Below are 17709 nucleotides of genomic sequence, written 5' to 3' on the forward strand. Positions count from 1 at the left end.
ACTGACCCCGAAAAAGCAAGAAAGTCCTTTCTTGCTTTTTCATTTTTTGGGTACTGAGTATTCAGTTGTCGATCAGGGAGGTGGACATGAGGGCGATCTTTATCGGCCATCAAACGTGGCTAGTGGAACATGGAAGTACAAGGATCCTGATTGACCCGCTGTTATGTGAAGACTTCGGGCTGGTCGACGAGCACCGGATCGAGATCTATCCGCCGCGTACCGTCGATGCCGCCGCACTTTCCGATATAGACCTGATTTTCCTCAGTCACGAACATTCCGATCATTTCGATATCAAGTCGCTGAATCTGTTACCACGTTCCGCCCAGTTTGTGGTGGGGGCGACCATTGTTGAACCGGTCAAACAATGCATCCGTGACCTCGGATTTACCCTTACGCAAGTCAACGACACCGATCAAATGCGGGTCGGCGACTTGAGCCTACGCTTCTACCCGGCGGATCCGAAGACCGCCTTCTGGGAAAGCCGGGTCACCCAGGTGCATATCGAGGAGGCCGAGCAGTCGAGCGGTGGCATCTTCATTGCTGTGGATGCCCTGGTGTCCGAAGTGTTCAAGACCGATATCGTCGCAGGACGACTGGTACCGCCCAAGCTGGTGATCGTCTCGAACAACTCTAGGGTATCGCCTCCAGGAGCCTTTCAGTCCCTGGAAAACTGGGGCAAGAACGCAAGTGACAGCAACCGTAAAGTCGGTCCGTTGGGGATTGGTGTGCTCAGCGCCGTGCTGACCGGCTACATGGACGATTTTCCGGTGCAACCCGAGAACATCGCCCTTTGCGGTGGTGGGTTCATCAAGCGCCTGGGCGGTTTCGCCGCTTTCCCGTTTTCCGATCAGCCGACATTGAGCCGCTTGGCCAATCAGCTCAGCCTGGACACCAATATTGTCGGCCTGCTGCCAGGCGAAGCCTTTGCCCTGGACACTGATCCCAGGCCGCAGGCGGTTATCGACTGGGTTCAGGTGGATAAGGTGCAGCACAACTTGCTAATGGAGGAGCTGGACCAGTTCATCGATGCCCGCAAGACCGTCGAGGTGGTCGCATCGGTACGCCCGGACGTGCAGGACGCCGAGGCGTATGAAGAGTTGCTGCGACGTGCGCAAGCCGAGCTGCAACGCCTGGCGAAAAGCCTGATGTTGTTTATCACCGGACGCAAGGTGTTGGCGATGTCTCACTACAACGGGTGCAAGCTCGGGCCGAAAAGAATCGTTTTTAGTTTTGTCGCCCATGCCTTGGGGCGTCAGGACAGCTATGCACTGAATCTGATCAGCGGCCAGTTCGAGGCTGAGGCGCATAACCAGCTCGAATCGCTGGTGGGGCTGTATCCCTTTGGAGTATGCCTGCCCTTGGTGGACTTCATCGGCATGGTCGAAGGGGACCTGCAGGTCTGGGACATCGTCGGCGTTTCGGTCCAGTCCTGGTTTGAGACCGGCATCTTCGATGGCCTGATCCCGTTCTTCTACAGCTATTACGGCGAGAACGGCAGTCCTGAGCTCTTGGCGAAAATCATCTGGCGCAGCATGCGCAATCTTGAGGTGTGCCCATGCAACTGACGATGATCGGCCACGAAAGCTGGTCACTGCAGGCTGGTGATTGCCATGTGTTGATTGACCCGGTGCTGGGTGGTGGCTTCGGTTCCGATGCTGACCGGCAGTTTGCGATAATCCCGGCGCGCAACGTCGATCTGCAGCGTATGCCGGCGGTGGATGGCATTGTATTGACCACCGAGCACCTGCAGCACTTTCACCCGCCCTCCTTGCGCCGTCTGTCGTCGGACTGTGGGCATTTGCTCAAGCGCAAAGTGGTCTATGTCCCGGAACTGTTTCCCGGCGCGGCCGAGGCGATTGTCCGTGCATGCGGTTACGAGGTGCGGCGGGTCGATACTCAGGCAGAGTTCGTTATCGGCTCGCTGAGGCTGCGCTTCTACATGCCCTTCACCGAGGTACTGTTCTGGGACAGCCGGGTAGCGTCGCTGCATGTCGAGCATCAGGGCCGCGAGGCGGTGTTCATCCAGTCCGACACCCGAATCGCCGACGTCTACTTTGCCGATGTCAATAATGGAGCCGTTGCCTGGCCCCAGGTCATGGTTATGACCAATAATTTCCAGTGCAGCGGGACGCAAGGGCCGATTGGCCTGGACAACCTGTTGCCGGTGCCGGACCAACGCTACACCCGGCTGTCCGGCTTGCGTCTGCTGGACGAAATCGTACACAGACCGATGCGCCGACTGAACCAGGTGCCGACCCTGCTCCTCGCGGGCAATGGATATCGCGATCCCTTTGGCAAGACGCATCACCCCTGGTCGAACCTCGAACTTGCGCAGATCTGTAGCGAACTGTCTTTGTTGCGAGCGGTGCACTCACTGACACCCGGCGAAAGCTTTGACGTGGCGCCGGCTCGGCCTGGCGAACCGGCTGGCTGGATCTGCGCATCCGAGGAACAGATAGGGCCCTGCCCACCGAAAGGGCGACGCCAGACGGTCTCTCTTGATACACAGCGGATCAAGGCCCATCTCGACGAAATGGCCAGGACCTGGCTGATTACTCGCTACGGCCAGGTCCTGATGGCTCAGAGCAACTACCTGGGGCGCCCCGTTAGTCCGTGCCGTGCGGTGCTGCAATTGATCCGGGACGACGGCGCCGGTCACCAGTGGGTGCTGGATGTGTCCAGGGTCGAGTTCATCGAGGTGCCGGACGAAGGCGAGGGGGCGATCAAGCGTTATCCCTACGGCATCCGTGTCGACCATGGCGATTTCTGCAAGCTGGTTCTCGGCGAGTTGCAGATATGGGAGCTGCTCAACCTGTCGGCATCGCAGTGGTATGTCTGCGATCGCTATGACAGCCCACTGGCGTTCTGGCTCGAGTATTACAACGAGCAAGTGGACTATGGACGTGCCTTGCGCAGTTATGAGCTGTCCCTGGTGACTGCGCCATGAGCCGGCAAAGAGCCTTTGAGCATGTGCATCTCGAACTCCTCGGCGCAGCTCAGGTACAGCAGCAGCGACAGGCGCTTGCCGAGCTGTTGGCCGAGCGTTATCAGGTTTTGCGGGTACTTGGCCAGTCGGTGAAGTCCCTGGTCTGCTCGGGCGTGTGCGTGGCCTCGGGCGAGCAGGTGGTGATCAAACGTTATTTCGATGAGGCGGCCTATACCGCCGAAGCCAGCGGATACTTGCTGTTCCGCTCGGGGCCGATCGCAGGCATGCGCTGTCAGGATGCGCGGCACCAGGTACTCGTGCTGGAGTCTCTTCAAGGGCGTTTGCCCGGTCCGGCCGACCTGCCTGAAGTGATCGCGGCCTACGCGGCGATGCATGCCACGGCCCTTGCGAATATCCAGCGGGTCATGGGGCACCGCAGTACCCCTGAGTTTCTCGATCCCTGCCTGTCGTCGCGCTGCCGTTTGCCGCCGTTCGACCTGCAATGCATCAGCGTCGGTGACTGCAAGTCGGAGCATCTGCTCGTTACCGTGGATGGCGTGCGCATCCTCGACTTGGAGACTCATTCCCTGCAGCGCAGTGTGTGGTTCGACATCTTGTCCTTGAGCCGCTTCCTGGGGGTGGGGCCGGTAAGTTCGTGGAGTCTGGAGGAATGGGTGGCCCGTTACTGTGAGTGCCGGAAGATTCCCGCCCACTATTATGATCTGCAGAAAATCCAAGACTGCCTGCTGCGTGTACAGGCCCTGGAGCCTGGTCGGGTGTACTGCGAGGAGGCGCTGTCGTGAAGTGGATGTACTGTTTTACGCCGACATTACGCTATCAGCCGTTCGCTCGCTCCGAAGAGCGAGCTTTCGCCGACGGCTTTTTCGGCTTGGCCTTCAGCCTTGCGCCCTGGGCGGTCGGCGCTTATGTATGGGTGTCGTTGTTGCAATACGCCGTGCCGCTGTTGTTCATCTACAAGCTGAGCACACTGGTGGCGGCCCAAGGCATCGTCGATATTGTACTGACGGACACCGTGCTCCTGGCGTTCTTGGCCATCAGCGGTTTTTTGCTGATGGTGAGCGAGCTCAATCTGGAACGCTACATCTCCCTGACGTTATGCCGCGAGTTCGAGCGCCTTCTGGCGCGCAAGATGCAGCCCCGTGTAGATGTGTCGGTGCTGGAGCGGGTGGTTTCGCGGGATTTCAGCGTCATTCTCGATGGCATCGGTGCTAGCGTTAACCTGTTGGCTATTCCGGTTTTCCTGCTGCTTTCAATCCTGCAGGCGTTGTTGGTCTTTGGCACGGCAGGTTTCTGGGCGGTTGCGGTGATCGGTGTGTTCCTGCCGCTTTCCTATCTGCTGTCCTGGCTCTCAGACCGCAACTACCAGCGGATCATGGATATGGCGGCGCAGCGTATCGAACGGTGTTCGGCATGGTTGCGTAAAGGCCCGTGGCTCAAGCAGTTCGCCGACCGGACGGTCTTGCAGAGCATCGAGCGGACACTGGGGGGCGAACGCTGCCTGCGCAACCTGGATACTCTGTTGCGTGGTGCCGACAGCTACATCATCGGTTTCGGTCGCTTGATTCCCTTTGTGTTGCTGGGGCTGCTGGGCACCTCGGAATCGGCCACGGTCTGGGAAGGGGCGATTTTCTGGCTGAGCATCCCGTTGCTGGCGGCGGTGCTAGCGCTGCCCCGATCCTATGTGAGTTACAAGGCCATCGGCCGCTCTCTGGAAGCACTCAATGGTCTGTATCAGAATTCCTCCAGGCATTCGGTGCTGCGACCCGCCGCCGCCGATCTGGCCCGGGGCGTGATCGAGTTCGATGCCGACTGGCCGGTCTGGCCTGCGAAGCTGGTCGAACTGATTCCTGGCCCGCTGGAGAGCCAGCGCGAGGACCTGCACGCGTTGCTGGGCGCTTTCCGGCTGGTACCCGAGCTGGGGCCGAACCCACAGCAGGTCCTGCAGCTGCCCATCGAGCTGGACGGGAGCAATCTCTCTGCCGGACAACGCCTGCGCCTGCAACTGCTGCGCGGGGTGTTTCTGGCCCGTGCCCAGGACGGAACCCTGAATATCGACCACGACCTCTCGGCGTTGGACGCTGCGGCCGCGCTGGCAGTGAAAGACGCCTTGGAGTGCCTGTCCTGGGTAAGCTTCAGCCCATCGGCAGCAAGAGCGATAGCGCAGCGCAAAGGCTCACCCGTGCAGGTTAGTGAGCGGACGGCTTCGACGGTGCCGGCCAACTGCCGGGCACTGGATCGCTTCAGTCTCGGCGATCTGTTCAAGTATTGTGGCTGGGGTGTGCTGATGTTGATGGTGCCGGCGCTGATGATGAGTTATGCCGCCAACCTGACGCTACCAGAGGCAGGCTTCTCGCCTTGGCAGGTTGTGTTGTATGCCGTGGTCGGGGTAGGGGCAGGAATCGCTGCCGGGCTGTTTATCGAGAATCTGTTGCGCAGCCGCTTTTCCCGCTTGTTCACCGATGGCTTGCGAGACATTCGGGTCACTGGCCTGGCCGATGCGCTGCAGGTGGTTTCTCGCGACGTCACCACGACATTCGAACGTATTGCCTGGTATGCCCACGACATTGCCTGGATTATCGCGCTATTGCTGTGCAATGGCGTGGCCTTGTGGATGGGGTTCGGCCTGTTCGGCATCGCGGTGGCGCTGCTGTTCAGCGGCTTGCTGGTGGGGTTGTACCGGCTTTCGATCAACGAGCTATATCGGACCCGGGTGGAAAGCGTTAAGGGATTTGACTCCCTATTGCGCTCGGCCCATGTGACGTTTTCTATTTCCCGGGCCGGTGGCGTGGGTTTTGAACGCATGGGAGATTGGCTAGCGCTCACTCAGCGGGGGACGATAGTCGAGGGGGTGAGGCATTTCTACACCACTCGCATGCGCAGTGTTATCACCCGTACCGTCACGGCAGCCAGTTGCACTTTGCTCAGCGACCTAGTGATTGTTCTGGTGGTCCTGATGGGCTGGCTCTACCGGCCCAGCGATTCGGCTTTTGTGCTCGCGGTCACGGCTTTGTTACTGGTGCGTTCCGATCTGGCCAATGTGTTTTTGGCCGTCACAGGTTTCAAGTCGCAGTCGGTGTCGGTGGAGCGTCTGCAGCATTTTGCCCGGCCCAAAAGCTCGGTGGTCGTGGCGATTGCTGGGCAAAGCCTGAGCATTGCTCCCTTTATTGCTCAACATGCCTATCGTGCCCTGAGCCTGGAACGGAGCCGGTTGTATTCGCTATCGGGGCACTCCGGTTCTGGCAAGAGCGATTACCTCAAGGGCGTGGCCGGTATCACCGACGTGATCATCGAAGAGGCGGGCATGGTGAAGGCCATGACATCAACCTGCTATTACCTGGACAGTAATTCCCTGGCGCTGCTCGGCGGTGAACCCGGGGCAAGCGGCTGGCTGGATACTTGGCTGAGCGCGTTGCCGGAGGACCGCCATCATCTGTTGTTGCTGGACGAGCCGTTCAGTGCTTTGCGCGCGGAGCAGTTGGCCGAGCGTGTGCAAGCGTTGCACCTTTACGCCGAGCGTAGCGGTAACACCCTGGTGCTGGTGGATCATCGTTGCCGACTGGAAAATGACATAGAGCTCGGCGAGCTGGTAGTTGATTGCCCGGAGCGAGGAAAGACTCATGGATGAGCCGATTCTGTACTTGGGCGACCGGGGGTTTCTTAAACGTTACGGCAGTCCTTACTCGGCGCAACAGGTCGAGGAGATCGCGCGCAGGGTTCTGGCCAAATCCGGACTGGGCCTGGCCAGCGGCGACTGGTCCACAGCCAAGGCTGTCAGCAATGCCTTGGCTGGGGGCGCACGAACGCGGCATATCTATCATTCGCGGTTTTTGCTGCGAGTCACCGAGCAGGCAACGGGGCAGGGCGTCAGTGTCCGTCAGATCCAGGCCAACCCGGAGTACTACTACACGGCTCCTGGATATACTTTCGCCGCCGATGCGCAACAGATAGCCGAAGACCTCGATATCATCCACTACTGCCAGCCGGGCCTAGTGACCCTAGGGGGCGACTGGCTGGACATTCTGCTTGCGCAACAGCAATACGCGCTGCTCGAAGCGATCCTGCAACAGATGGAGGCGGCCATTGCGATTGCCTCGCGAATTCTCCTGGGGTTCCACCCCAGCGCCGGCTTCCTGCAGGTGCTGAGAGAGCGATCGTTCGCCGGCGCCGCGGTGCCGGTCAACCTGCTGAACATGCAATGCCCAAGCTACGCCGGCTACTTGCGCCAAATCAAGGCCCGATCCCGCCTCTACGCCGTGCATTGCCTGGCGGGCGGCGATATTCCGCTGGCGCCTGCGCTGCACTACGCCTTTCATCATCGGCAGGTAGACGCTTGTATCGTCGGCGCTACCCGTACGCGGCATATCGAGGCATTGACGGCCTGCGAGGCTGGCTTCAGGAGTTCGATGAGATGAACGTGATTCTCATGCGCCGTGCGAGGAAGTTCGATGAGGAGTTATTGCAAAACCACCTGCATACGCTGCAGTGCGCACATGGTGACCTGCTAGTTCTGTCCGGGTGCTCGACCTGCTATGCCCCGGTCCTGTCGCTGGCTGGCAGCTTGGGGATCCAGACCCTGGTCTTCGAGCAGGAGTTCTACGATCCGCAGCAGGTCTATGGGGCTCGCAAGATGGATTGGTTGTTCGATTCCTATGCTGGTCGCTACGGTAGCCAGAGCCTCAACACTCTCTACCATGTATTTGCCATCGAACTGGAAGCGATTCTGCACCGGTACAGCGAAAGAACCCTAGTGATCTATCTCGACCAGTTACTGCTCGAAATCGCATATGCCGTACTTGCCGGTCTGCCATTGAAGATGCTCCAAGGCTTTTCGCTGTACCTCGAAGAGCTGAGTATCGCGATCCTCGCCAGGGTTCCGTTCAAGGACGGGTTCCAGACACTGCTGCTGAAATCGAATGTAACGCCGGCGCAAGCCTTCGTCGGCAGGCCCGAATTGAAACTGGTGCGGTAACGCCGTCTGCCTGTTGGAGTGATCGCCGTACCTACCCGTGATTGACGAGAAAAGGAGTGTTCATGGACCCGCAACGCAAGGACTATCTGGCGACAGAGGCGGTCTACACCGGCGATTCACTGCGCATCGGCAACGAGTACGTCATGCATGAGTGGGAGAGGCCACTGATCCGCAGGATGGTCGAGGACCTCAAGCTCACGCCTGATGACCGGCTACTGGAAATCGGCTTCGGTATGGGTATCTCGGCCAGCATCCTGCAGGAGTTCGGCCCGGCGTCCCATACCATTGTCGAGCCCCACCCACAGGTGCTGCTCCAGGCCGAGCGCTGGAAGGGCGTACGTAAGAACATTCAGTTGCACCCCGGCTACTGGCAGCAGCTTGACACCAGCAGCCAGCGTTATTCCGCGATTTTCTTCGATCCGTTCGCCGATGAAATGGCGGCGGTTGACAACGAAAACCTCAGGTTCCTTAAGTTTGCCGCGCAGTCGCTGCTCGATGATGGCGGGCGCCTCGCCCTTTTCTGCATCCGGACCTTGCTGCCGCAGGAGTACCAGCGTGTGATGTTCGAACACTATCGCCGCGTGGAAATCAGTTCCGTGCAGGTTGCGCCCAGGGATACGGCCAACCCCACGGCGGACTTGGACGGGAAAATGATTTCAGTCGTGCTGCACAAATAGCAAAAGCCTCGAGTCAGCCATCCCAGGTCCGCTCGCCGGACATGCTTGGCTCGACATAAAAAACCATTGGTAACAATAACGGTGATAACGGTGAGCAATCTTACAGCGCGTCTTGGCCTAGTCGGCTTTATCTGGTTTTTTGGCAGCCATGCATGGGCTCAGACTCAGGCCCCGACAGCCCCAGCCTCGGCCGCCACCTCCTCCAGCAAAGCAATGACCATCATTTTCGAGCCGCCCAAGGGTCAGGAAGAGGCGTTCCTGCATACCTTCGTCACCTCTCAGGCTGCGCACATGCAGACTTATGCGGGTAAGTCGAAGGAAGGGGTCAAGGTGATCAACCTGATCCCCACCGAACTGGGCGAGCCGCTGATCCACCTGATGATCTACCGCGACCCTGCGACCTTCGAGCGAGCCAAGCGGATATTCGCTTCGCGCGAGGCCATGAGCGGCTATATCGACGGCCATGTGAAAGCCTACGGCGGTTACCACATTCCCAAGGAGTACCTGCGTCACACCAAGGTGTACATGAGCAACGTACTCACTGAGTAGTCGAAGGAATTACTCGGCCGCCGATGCAGCGGCCGATACGCAGAGAGAGTCCAGGCTATGCGCGTGGTTATCGGGGCGTTGTTGATTGGCCTAGTGTTTTTCGCGGTTCCCAGTCTGCAAGCAGGCAGTCGTGGCGAGCTCTTCATGTTGAGCAACGGTTGTATCAATTGCCACGGTTTCGAGGGACAGCGCACGCCGGGGGCGATTCCTTCGCTGGCCGGCCAGCCCGAGGCCTACCTGTACAAGACCCTGGCGGCTTATCGCGACGGCACTCTCAAAGGCACCATCATGAACCGGGCGATGGAAGGGTACGACGACCAGACGCTCAGGCAGTTAGCCGAGTATTACAGCAGCCTGCCGAAAGAATCGCTGGGGGGGGCCTCGTCCCAGGCACACAAACAGGGTGAGCGGCTGTACGCGCAATACTGTTCCAGTTGCCATGAGGAGCAGGCAGATACGCCGTATGTGAGAGGACAGAATGCGCAGTATATGCAAGGAGTGCTGAAGGATATGGTCACAGGCCAACGAACGATGCCAGAGGAAATGACCAGTGCGATGTCTGCCCTCAAAGGCGAGGAGTTGCAGCAGCTTCTGGGGTATCTACAAGGTTGCGCGCAGGGGGCTCTATTTCGATGAACCCACAACGCAGGCTGCTGCTCAGGTGGCTGGCCACGGGCATCGGCGTTTCCTCGATCCAGGCCCTGGCCAGACCTGCGGTGGCCGTGACGGCCCACTCTTATGCGGTAGTGGTGATCGGCGGTGGTTTTGCCGGCGCAACTTTCGCTCGTACTCTCAGGCGCCTGGACGCCAACGTCGGCATCACTCTGGTCGAGCCCAGCCGGCAGTATCACTGCTGCCTGCTGGGGGTTGAATACCTGGTGGGCAAGCGGGACGAAGAAACCCTGGTCTTTGGTTACGAGCAGTTACGAGCCGAGGGCATCGAGGTGGTCCATCAGAAGGCGCGCTTGATCGATGCCAAACGAAAGCAGATCAGGCTCGCGGACGGTTCGGTGCTCGGCTTTGACCGCTGCGTAGTGGCAACGGGTATTGGCTACAAGTACGACAGCATCGCCGGTTACAGCGAGGCGGTGTCCAGTCGTGTACCTCATGCCTGGGGCGGCGGCGAGCAACTGCGCTTGCTCCGGCAGCAACTGGAGGCCATGCCCAACGGCGGCAATGTGCTGATCTCGGTACCCGTGGACGATTACCGCTGCCCACCCGGGCCGTATGAAAGGGCCAGCCTGATTGCCGATTATCTCAAGACCCACAAGCCCGATTCTCGGGTGATCGTCCTGGATGCCAAGCCGCGGTTTGCCAAGCAGGCGCAATTCGAGCAGGCCTGGAAACGTTTCTATGGCTATGGGAGTAAGCAGGCCACCATCCAGTGGGTCGGCGCCTTGCAGGGGGGGACCGTGCTAGGTTTCGACGAAGCCAAGGGGCAGTTGCTGACCGAGGGTGGTCCGGTCAGCGGCCATGTGATCAATATCATTGCGCCCCAACAGGCAGATGATTTTTCACGGCACAACGGCCTGGCCGCAGAGCATGGCTGGTGTCCGGTCAACACCCAAACCCTGGAATCCCTGCTAGTACCGGATGTGCATGTGATCGGCGACGCGGCCTACGCCGAGAAACTGCCCAAGTCGGCCTTCGCTGCGACATGCCAGGCCAGGGTCTGTGCCTTGGCCATCCATAGCCAGATGCACGGCCTGGAGCTGCTCAAGCCGCAGTATATGAATGTCTGCTACAGCCTGTGTGGCGACAACTATGGTATCTCGGTGCTCCTGCACTACCAGCATGACGCAGCCAGCAATGTCATCGAGATCCAGACCTTGCGGGTCACACCCCTGGACGCCAGCGATGAAGATCACCGTCGTGAAGCGCTGTCGACCTACAGCATGTTCGACAGCTTGGTCAAAGAGGCATTTGGCTAGACTTGGGACCACTAAGAGGGCTGCGGGACCGAATAAAAACGCCCGATACAATGCATCGGGCGTCGGGAAGAACCAGGTGTAAACCTATTCAGGACTGGATACTGTCGCTTAGGCCGAATGATAAGTCGGCAGCGCAAAGCGGTTCTGGCTTTGCAACATCGAAATCTGCGGCAGTTCGCTGGCTTGTTCAGCCAAGTCACGGCGAATGGCGCTGATGACCCAGGTCAGTTGATCGGCGGTGTGCAACTGCTGATAAGAGATCGAGCGCTTGACCTGTTTACCTTCGCTGTTGCGCAGGGTCAACAGGATACCGCCGTCCGGACGTGGCTGGGTGGTGACGTCGTAGTTGGAGAATACCGAAGCGAATTTATCTTGGATCAGGCTCATGTCTATCAGCTCCATTGGCTCAAGTTGGCAAGCATGGAGTGATAGGTGCAGTGATTGTGCCAGTATTGGATTTTCTAGAAAATCCTTATAAATCAGTCATTTATAAATTTATAGGATTTTCATTTTCGTGCAATTTGCATGAAGGGCCATCGTGCATCCTGCATTTTGCGCTATCTGCCCGGTGATTTTCCGGGCCGGAGGGGAAGGGCTGTAATGATACTGACCGCCTTTTGCCAGGAAAAATCCCGGTCGGCTGGCAGGCCGTCATCGCAGGCAAGGCGGCTCCCACATTTAAATGGTGGAGTGTCAGGGGGATAGGCATCGGGCGGCCGCCACGGGATACAAAACTTTTCAAATCCCGCGTGTACAGCCAAAGAACCGCTGACGTATTTTCCGCTACACCAGTCGATGTACCTGGACCAGACCAAGAATAAGAAAAGGGACGTCCCTCCATGACTCATCAGCAAGTCGACATGATCACCTGGCGCATGATGCTGCGTAAGGTGCCTGCCATCGTTCGGGCGCTCCCACGGGTGGTGCGCGGCATGCGTGCGGCCAACGTCACCGACCCCAACCAACCCTGCGGCCTGGGCTGGCATTTCGAACAAGCCACCTTGCGTAACCCTGACGGTGCTGCCCTGCTGTATGGGGACAGCGTGATCAGCTACCGCGACGCCAATCAGTGCGCCAATCGCATTGCCCATCACTTGCAGGCCCAGGGCATCCGCAAGGGCGATGTGGTAGCGCTGTTTATCGAGAATCGCCCCGAGTTGCTGCTCAACGTGCTGGCCGTGGCCAAGCTGGGCGGCATCTGCGCCATGCTCAACACGGCGCAAACTCAAGGGGCGCTGGTACACAGCCTGACCCTGGTCAAGCCGGTTGCCATTGTGGTCGGTGCCGAATTGCTGAGCCCTTACGCAGCAGTGCGCGATCAAGTCCAGATCCCGGCCGAGCGCACTTGGTTCGTGGCCGATCAGCCGGGCAGTAGGGTGCCCGACGGCTACATCGACCTGATGGCCGCCAGTGCCGAAAGCCCGGTGGACAACCCGGCGAGTTCCGCGCAGGTGTTCTTCCACGATCCCTGCTTCTATATCTACACCTCCGGCACCACCGGCTTGCCCAAGGCCGGCATCATGAAGCACGGGCGCTGGACCAAAACCGCCGTGAGCTTCGGCAGTATCGCTCTGGACATGGGGCCGCAGGACGTCCTCTATTGCACCTTGCCGCTATACCACGCCACCGGCCTGTGCGTGTGCTGGGGGGCGTCGATTATCGGCGCGTCCGGCTTTGCCATTCGGCGCAAATTCAGCGCCAGCCAGTTCTGGGACGATGCACGCCAGTTCAAGGCGACCACTCTGGGCTATGTCGGTGAGCTGTGCCGCTATCTGCTCGACCAGCCCGCGAGTGCGCAGGACCGCGATAACCAGGTGACCAAGATGGTCGGCAACGGCCTGCGCCCCGGTGTGTGGGCGCAGTTCAAGCAGCGTTATGGCGTGGAGCATATCTGCGAACTGTATGCCGCCAGCGACGGCAATATCGGCTTTACCAACGTGCTGAATTTTGACAACACCATCGGCTTTTGCCTGCAGCATTGGGCGCTGGTGGATTACGCCCATGACACCGGCGAACCGCTGCGCGGCAACAATGGGTTCATGGTCAAGGTGCCCACTGGCGGGCAGGGCCTGTTATTGGCGCGCATTGATGATAAGTCGCCCTTCGACGGTTACACCGACCCGGAAAAGAACCGCAAGGTGGTACTGACCGACGTATTCGAAAAAGGCGACCGCTATTTCAACACCGGCGACCTGGTTCGCAGCATCGGTTTCGGCCATGCGCAATTTGTCGATCGCCTGGGGGATACCTATCGCTGGAAGGGCGAAAACGTCTCGACCACCGAGGTGGAAAACGTCCTGCTGAAACACCCGCAGATCGCTGAAGTGGTGGCCTATGGCGTCGAGATCGACAACACCAACGGCCGCGCAGGCATGGTCGCCATCACCCCCAGCGAATCCCTGGCCAGCCTGGACATGCGCGAACTGCTGCAATTCGCCCACGGTCAGCTGCCCCCTTATGCGGTGCCGTTGTTTTTGCGGATCAAGGTGAAGATGGAAACCACCGGCACGTTCAAGTACCAGAAAGTGAAGCTCAAGGAGCAAGGGTTCGACCCGGACAAGGCTGGCAATGACCCGGTCTACGCCTGGTTGCCGGGTTCGGACAGCTATGTGCCGGTGACCGGGCAATTGCTGGCGCAGATCCAGGGCGGGCAATTCCGTTATTGATTCTGGCTATGGCGGCTTTTGACAAAAAAGCCATGACACCGGGGAACTCCATCGCGACACTGGGCGCCTTAAACAGTTATGTCAGTCGCCTCAGCAAGGAGCCCCCATGTCAGATCAGCCTAAACAAATGACCGAAGACGAAGCCGCCGAGTTTGCCGAGCAAGTCTTCGACGTCGCGCGGCGCGGCGACGCCGCCATGCTTGCCGCACTGTTGGCGAAAGGCCTGCCGGCCAACTTTCGTAATCACAATGGCGACACCCTGTTGATGCTCGCGGCGTACCACGGCCATGCCGAGGCGGTCAAAGTGCTGCTGGAGTTCAAGGCCGACCCCCTGATCGCCAACGACAAGAACCAGTTGCCGATTGCCGGCGCGGCGTTCAAAGGCAATCTGCCGGTGGTCCAGGCGTTGATCGAGGGCGGCACGCCGATTGACGCGGCCTCCTCGGACGGGCGTACGGCCTTGATGATGGCGGCGATGTTCAACCGCGTTGACATGGTTGACTATCTGCTTGGTAAAGGCGCAAACCCCAAGGCCACCGATGCACAAGGCGCGACGGCACTGGCCGCGGCGCAGACCATGGGCGCGGTGGATACGGCGGCGCAGTTACAGAAACTGGTGTAGGCTACGCGCCCTTCAAAACTTGCCCGTTACAGGATCGCCCCATGAAAACCGCCCTCGTCGAACTCATCAGCAAAATCAGCGCCGGCGTCATGGGGGACGATGAAGTAGCGCGTATCGCCGAAGAAGCGGCCCAGGCCTACGCGGACCCGGCGGCGTTCCTGGCGGCCAATCCGGATATCAACTACGACGACAGTTTCCCGATCCCGCTGGGGGAGTGGGTGGTGGTCGGTAGCCTGCCGGACACGGTGTTGTTCCAGGCCGATACCTATGGCGACCTGTTTGCCCAGATCGTTGCGTCGTTCGGTCCGGGCGTGGCGTTCAACCTCAAGCCCAAGCAACTGGCCAAGACCGAAGACCTGACCGCGCTCAACCGCATCCAGATCCAGATGAGCGCCCTGAGCCCGGAAGATGGCGGTTATGTGCTGATGAACTTCAGCCAGTTGTTGGATGACGAGATCCAGGCAGTGCTGGTGTTCGGCAACGACCTGGCGCGAGTGCTGGAACTGTGTGCCGAAGTCGGCATCAAGGCCGAGCCCTCGCTTGAAGCCTTGAAGATTGCCGTACACGTCTGAAATAAAACGGAACCCGCGCCAAGGCTGACTATCCTACAAGTGCATGCCCTCACTTAGGAGCGACACCATGGGTTCCACGTTTAATAGTCTGATTGGCCTGATCATCCTCGCGCTGGATATCTGGGCGATCATCAACGTGTTCAAAAGCGGCGCCAGCACCGGCGCCAAAGTGTTGTGGATCCTGTTGATCCTGCTGTTGCCAGTGCTGGGCCTGATCATCTGGGCTATCGCCGGGCCGCGCGGTAACGTGCGGATCTGAGCCCTAATGCCAGTGTAGGAGCGAGCTTGCTCGCGAAAAACGTCAACGATAACGCGTGCTTCCTGGATGAACGCGGTGACTTTGAGTTTTTCGCGAGCAAGCTCGCTCCTACGACAGCAGATTTGTGTGTCGAAAGTATTCGCCGCACGAAATTTTCACATCCCATCCAAGACAATTCTCCGGCTTTATCCGGCTGCCAGGGCTCTATCTCCAGCGCCCTTAAAGGCAGGGCCGTGGCATGCGTTCAGTAATTAATAGCCTTGCCGGCCTTGATCGGGCACCATTTGTGCCACCGCGTTAACCGCCTACCCCAGCCAGCCTGGGCGAGGGACGGACGCCACTGCATTATTTCGCAACTTAAACTTCCAATGGGTCCTAAAACGACATGGCAAACCCGGACGCCCTGAATCAGCAGCGAGCTTCAAATCGCCTGCTGCAACCGACCGTCAAATCCCATCTGGCGTACACGCTGCTCTGCGCACTGGTCATGATGGTGATGTTTTCCCTGCTGCGCCTGGCGTTGCTGGTCTACAACCGCGAGATGATCCTCGATACGCCGGCTTCGACGTTCCTCGAAGCCTTCGCCAACGGGCTGCGCCTGGACATTCGCCTGGTGATGTACCTGCTGATCCCGCTGCTGTTGGCGCTGTTCAGCGTGCGGGCCATGGCAGCGCGCGGGTTCTTCCGTTTGTGGCTGACCGTCGCGTCCAGCATCGCCTTGTTCCTTGGCCTGATGGAGATGGACTTCTACCGCGAATTCCACCAGCGCCTCAACGGCCTGGTCTTCCAGTATGTGAAGGAAGACCCGAAAACCGTGATGAGCATGCTCTGGTACGGTTTCCCGGTGGTGCGTTACCTGCTGGCCTGGGCCGTGGGCACGCTGATCCTGAGCATGGCCTTCAAGGGCGCTGACCGCGCAACGCGCCCACGGGGCCCGTTCAGCGGCGGCACTATCAGCACGCGCCAGGTGGCGCCATGGTACAGCCGCATCGCAGTGTTCATGGTTTGCCTGCTGGTCGCCGTGGTCGCCATCCGTGGCACCCTGCGCCAGGGGCCACCGCTGCGTTGGGGTGACGTCTACACCACCGATTCGAACTTCGCCAACCAGTTGGGCCTCAATGGCACCTTGTCGCTGATCGCGGCGGCCAAGGCGCGCTTTGGTGAAGACCGCGCCAACATCTGGAAGGCGACCCTGGAACAACCGCTGGCCACCCAGACCGTGCGTGACATGCTGGTGCTGCCGCAAGAGAAGCTGGTAGACACCGACACCGCTGCCGTGCGCCGTGACTTCACGCCACCGGCCGAGAAAACCCTGCCGATCAAGAACGTCGTGGTGATCCTGATGGAAAGCTTCGCTGGTCATTCGGTGGGCGCATTGGGACGTCCGGGCAATATCACCCCGTACTTCGACAAGTTGACCCACGAGGGCTTGCTGTTCGACCGCTTCTTCTCCAACGGCACCCACACCCACCAGGGTATGTTCGCCACCATGGCCTGCTTCCCGAACCTGCCGGGTTTCGAATACCTGATGCAGACTCCGGAAGGCAGCCACAAGCTGTCGGGCCTGCCGCAGTTGCTCAGTGCGCGTGATTTCGACGATGTGTATGTCTACAACGGCGATTTTGCCTGGGACAATCAGTCGGGCTTCTTCAGCAACCAGGGCATGACCAACTTCATCGGCCGCAATGACTTCGTCGACCCGGTGTTCTCCGACCCTACATGGGGCGTGTCCGACCAGGACATGTTCAACCGTGGCCTGGAAGAACTGAAGGCCCGCGAAGGCGGCAAGCCGTTCTACGCACTGCTGCAAACCCTGTCCAACCACACGCCGTACGCATTGCCGACCCCGTTGCCGGTAGAGAAAGTCACCGACCGTGGCAGCCTCAACGAGCATTTGACGGCCATGCGCTACTCCGACTGGGCCTTGGGCCAGTTCTTTGAAAAGGCCCGCAAGGAGCCGTACTTCAAGGAAACCCTGTTCGTGATCGTCGGTGACCACGGCTTTGGCAATGAGCAGCAGATCACCGAGATGGACCTGGGTCGCTTCAACGTGCCGATGCTGATGATTGCACCGGGCATGCGCGAGAAGTTCGGTGAGCGTGACCACACCGTGGGCACCCAGATCGACATCGTGCCGACCATCATGGGCCGCCTGGGCGGCGATACCTTGCACCAGTGCTGGGGCCGCGACCTGCTGAACCTGCCGGAAGGTGACAAGGGTTTCGGCGTGATCAAGCCATCGGGCAGCGACCAGACCGTGGCCTTGCTCACCGGCGACCGCGTACTGGTATTGCCCAAGGAAATGCCACCCAAGTTGTGGGAATACACACTGGGCGCCGAGCCGACTGGCAAGGTGATTCCTGAGTCGCCGGACGAAGCTGTGCTCAAGCAGAAGCTCGAGTCGTTCCTGCAGACCGCGACCAAGAGCCTGCTGGATAACACCGCAGGTGTGGTAGATGGCAAACCGGACTAACTGACCGGCAATAAAAAAGAGGCCCTCTAGAGGGCCTCTTTTTT

The 17709-nt window shown here is 59.4% G+C and carries 16 protein-coding genes; 15 read left to right on the top strand and 1 reads right to left on the bottom strand.

The annotated features are described in order from the left end of the window. Positions 1–86 precede the first annotated feature (86 nt). The 10 genes from APH41_RS18075 to APH41_RS18120 all read left to right on the top strand — a co-directional run bounded on the left by APH41_RS18075 (position 87) and on the right by APH41_RS18120 (position 11073). On the top strand, positions 87–1565 hold the full coding sequence (locus APH41_RS18075; RefSeq protein ID WP_054920457.1) for an MBL fold metallo-hydrolase: 1479 nt from the start codon (positions 87–89) through the stop codon (positions 1563–1565). Beyond that, the gene (locus tag APH41_RS18080; protein WP_054920459.1) at positions 1556–2947 is read left to right on the top strand and encodes an MBL fold metallo-hydrolase; all 1392 of its coding nucleotides are present in this window, start codon (positions 1556–1558) and stop codon (positions 2945–2947) included. The genes APH41_RS18075 and APH41_RS18080 overlap by 10 nt, the downstream gene beginning before the upstream one ends. Next, positions 2944–3729, top strand: a complete 786-nt coding sequence (locus APH41_RS18085; protein WP_054920461.1) for a hypothetical protein — start codon at positions 2944–2946, stop codon at positions 3727–3729. The genes APH41_RS18080 and APH41_RS18085 overlap by 4 nt, the downstream gene beginning before the upstream one ends. Further along, positions 3726–6572, top strand: coding sequence for an ABC transporter ATP-binding protein (locus tag APH41_RS18090; protein WP_054920464.1), 2847 nt, complete (start codon positions 3726–3728; stop codon positions 6570–6572). Before APH41_RS18085 ends, APH41_RS18090 begins: the two co-directional genes overlap by 4 nt. Beyond that, the gene (locus APH41_RS18095; RefSeq protein ID WP_054920468.1) at positions 6565–7359 is read left to right on the top strand and encodes a hypothetical protein; all 795 of its coding nucleotides are present in this window, start codon (positions 6565–6567) and stop codon (positions 7357–7359) included. The genes APH41_RS18090 and APH41_RS18095 overlap by 8 nt, the downstream gene beginning before the upstream one ends. Continuing rightward, positions 7356–7916 carry a hypothetical protein gene (locus tag APH41_RS18100; RefSeq protein WP_054920470.1) on the top strand — a complete coding sequence of 187 codons (561 nt, stop codon included), beginning with the start codon at positions 7356–7358 and terminating at the stop codon, positions 7914–7916. The genes APH41_RS18095 and APH41_RS18100 overlap by 4 nt, the downstream gene beginning before the upstream one ends. Before the next feature lie 62 nt (positions 7917–7978). Next, complete coding sequence (locus APH41_RS18105) at positions 7979–8593, top strand: class I SAM-dependent methyltransferase (RefSeq protein WP_054920472.1); 615 nt, start codon at positions 7979–7981, stop codon at positions 8591–8593. A 213-nt stretch (positions 8594–8806) separates the two neighbouring features. Then, entirely contained in the window at positions 8807–9142 is a 336-nt protein-coding gene (locus APH41_RS18110) for a hypothetical protein (protein ID WP_054920475.1), read from the top strand. 57 nt (positions 9143–9199) lie between these two features. Then, positions 9200–9778 (top strand): cytochrome c, encoded by a 579-nt coding sequence (locus APH41_RS18115; RefSeq protein WP_054920477.1) that lies wholly within the window; start codon positions 9200–9202, stop codon positions 9776–9778. Then, entirely contained in the window at positions 9775–11073 is a 1299-nt protein-coding gene (locus APH41_RS18120) for an FAD-dependent oxidoreductase (RefSeq protein WP_054920480.1), read from the top strand. The genes APH41_RS18115 and APH41_RS18120 overlap by 4 nt, the downstream gene beginning before the upstream one ends. Positions 11074–11181: 108 nt before the next feature. On the opposite strand, the gene APH41_RS18125 is transcribed toward APH41_RS18120, so the two are convergent. Continuing rightward, positions 11182–11460, bottom strand: coding sequence for a DUF3509 domain-containing protein (locus APH41_RS18125; protein ID WP_003172952.1), 279 nt, complete (start codon positions 11458–11460; stop codon positions 11182–11184). Positions 11461–11912: 452 nt separating this feature from the next. On the opposite strand from APH41_RS18125, the gene APH41_RS18130 reads away from it, so the two are divergent. The 5 genes from APH41_RS18130 to APH41_RS18150 all read left to right on the top strand — a co-directional run bounded on the left by APH41_RS18130 (position 11913) and on the right by APH41_RS18150 (position 17665). Next, positions 11913–13739, top strand: a complete 1827-nt coding sequence (locus APH41_RS18130) for a long-chain-acyl-CoA synthetase (protein WP_054896322.1) — start codon at positions 11913–11915, stop codon at positions 13737–13739. 106 nt (positions 13740–13845) lie between these two features. After that, positions 13846–14361 (top strand): ankyrin repeat domain-containing protein, encoded by a 516-nt coding sequence (locus APH41_RS18135; protein ID WP_014719271.1) that lies wholly within the window; start codon positions 13846–13848, stop codon positions 14359–14361. A 41-nt stretch (positions 14362–14402) separates the two neighbouring features. After that, positions 14403–14933: a hypothetical protein gene (locus APH41_RS18140; RefSeq protein ID WP_054896321.1), complete on the top strand. Its 531-nt coding sequence runs from the start codon at positions 14403–14405 to the stop codon at positions 14931–14933. A gap of 67 nt (positions 14934–15000) precedes the next feature. Next, positions 15001–15192 (top strand): PLDc N-terminal domain-containing protein, encoded by a 192-nt coding sequence (locus tag APH41_RS18145; protein ID WP_003192770.1) that lies wholly within the window; start codon positions 15001–15003, stop codon positions 15190–15192. A gap of 385 nt (positions 15193–15577) precedes the next feature. After that, complete coding sequence (locus APH41_RS18150) at positions 15578–17665, top strand: LTA synthase family protein (RefSeq protein ID WP_034126149.1); 2088 nt, start codon at positions 15578–15580, stop codon at positions 17663–17665. Positions 17666–17709: the final 44 nt, after the last annotated feature.

It is taken from the genome of Pseudomonas sp. NBRC 111138, from assembly GCF_001320835.1.
Lineage (GTDB): Bacteria > Pseudomonadota > Gammaproteobacteria > Pseudomonadales > Pseudomonadaceae > Aquipseudomonas > Aquipseudomonas paracarnis.

Excerpts from the sequence above, each read along its gene's own strand:
- APH41_RS18075 (WP_054920457.1), top strand. The coding sequence starts at position 87 with ATGAGGGCGATCTTTATCGGCCATCAAACGTGGCTAGTGGAACATGGA.
- APH41_RS18080 (WP_054920459.1), top strand. The coding sequence starts at position 1,556 with ATGCAACTGACGATGATCGGCCACGAAAGCTGGTCACTGCAGGCTGGT.
- APH41_RS18085 (WP_054920461.1), top strand. The coding sequence starts at position 2,944 with ATGAGCCGGCAAAGAGCCTTTGAGCATGTGCATCTCGAACTCCTCGGC.
- APH41_RS18095 (WP_054920468.1), top strand. The coding sequence starts at position 6,565 with ATGGATGAGCCGATTCTGTACTTGGGCGACCGGGGGTTTCTTAAACGT.
- APH41_RS18100 (WP_054920470.1), top strand. The coding sequence starts at position 7,356 with ATGAACGTGATTCTCATGCGCCGTGCGAGGAAGTTCGATGAGGAGTTA.
- APH41_RS18105 (WP_054920472.1), top strand. The coding sequence starts at position 7,979 with ATGGACCCGCAACGCAAGGACTATCTGGCGACAGAGGCGGTCTACACC.
- APH41_RS18110 (WP_054920475.1), top strand. The coding sequence starts at position 8,807 with ATGACCATCATTTTCGAGCCGCCCAAGGGTCAGGAAGAGGCGTTCCTG.
- APH41_RS18115 (WP_054920477.1), top strand. The coding sequence starts at position 9,200 with ATGCGCGTGGTTATCGGGGCGTTGTTGATTGGCCTAGTGTTTTTCGCG.
- APH41_RS18120 (WP_054920480.1), top strand. The coding sequence starts at position 9,775 with ATGAACCCACAACGCAGGCTGCTGCTCAGGTGGCTGGCCACGGGCATC.
- APH41_RS18125 (WP_003172952.1), bottom strand. The coding sequence starts at position 11,460 with ATGAGCCTGATCCAAGATAAATTCGCTTCGGTATTCTCCAACTACGAC.
- APH41_RS18130 (WP_054896322.1), top strand. The coding sequence starts at position 11,913 with ATGACTCATCAGCAAGTCGACATGATCACCTGGCGCATGATGCTGCGT.
- APH41_RS18135 (WP_014719271.1), top strand. The coding sequence starts at position 13,846 with ATGTCAGATCAGCCTAAACAAATGACCGAAGACGAAGCCGCCGAGTTT.
- APH41_RS18140 (WP_054896321.1), top strand. The coding sequence starts at position 14,403 with ATGAAAACCGCCCTCGTCGAACTCATCAGCAAAATCAGCGCCGGCGTC.
- APH41_RS18145 (WP_003192770.1), top strand. The coding sequence starts at position 15,001 with ATGGGTTCCACGTTTAATAGTCTGATTGGCCTGATCATCCTCGCGCTG.
- APH41_RS18150 (WP_034126149.1), top strand. The coding sequence starts at position 15,578 with ATGGCAAACCCGGACGCCCTGAATCAGCAGCGAGCTTCAAATCGCCTG.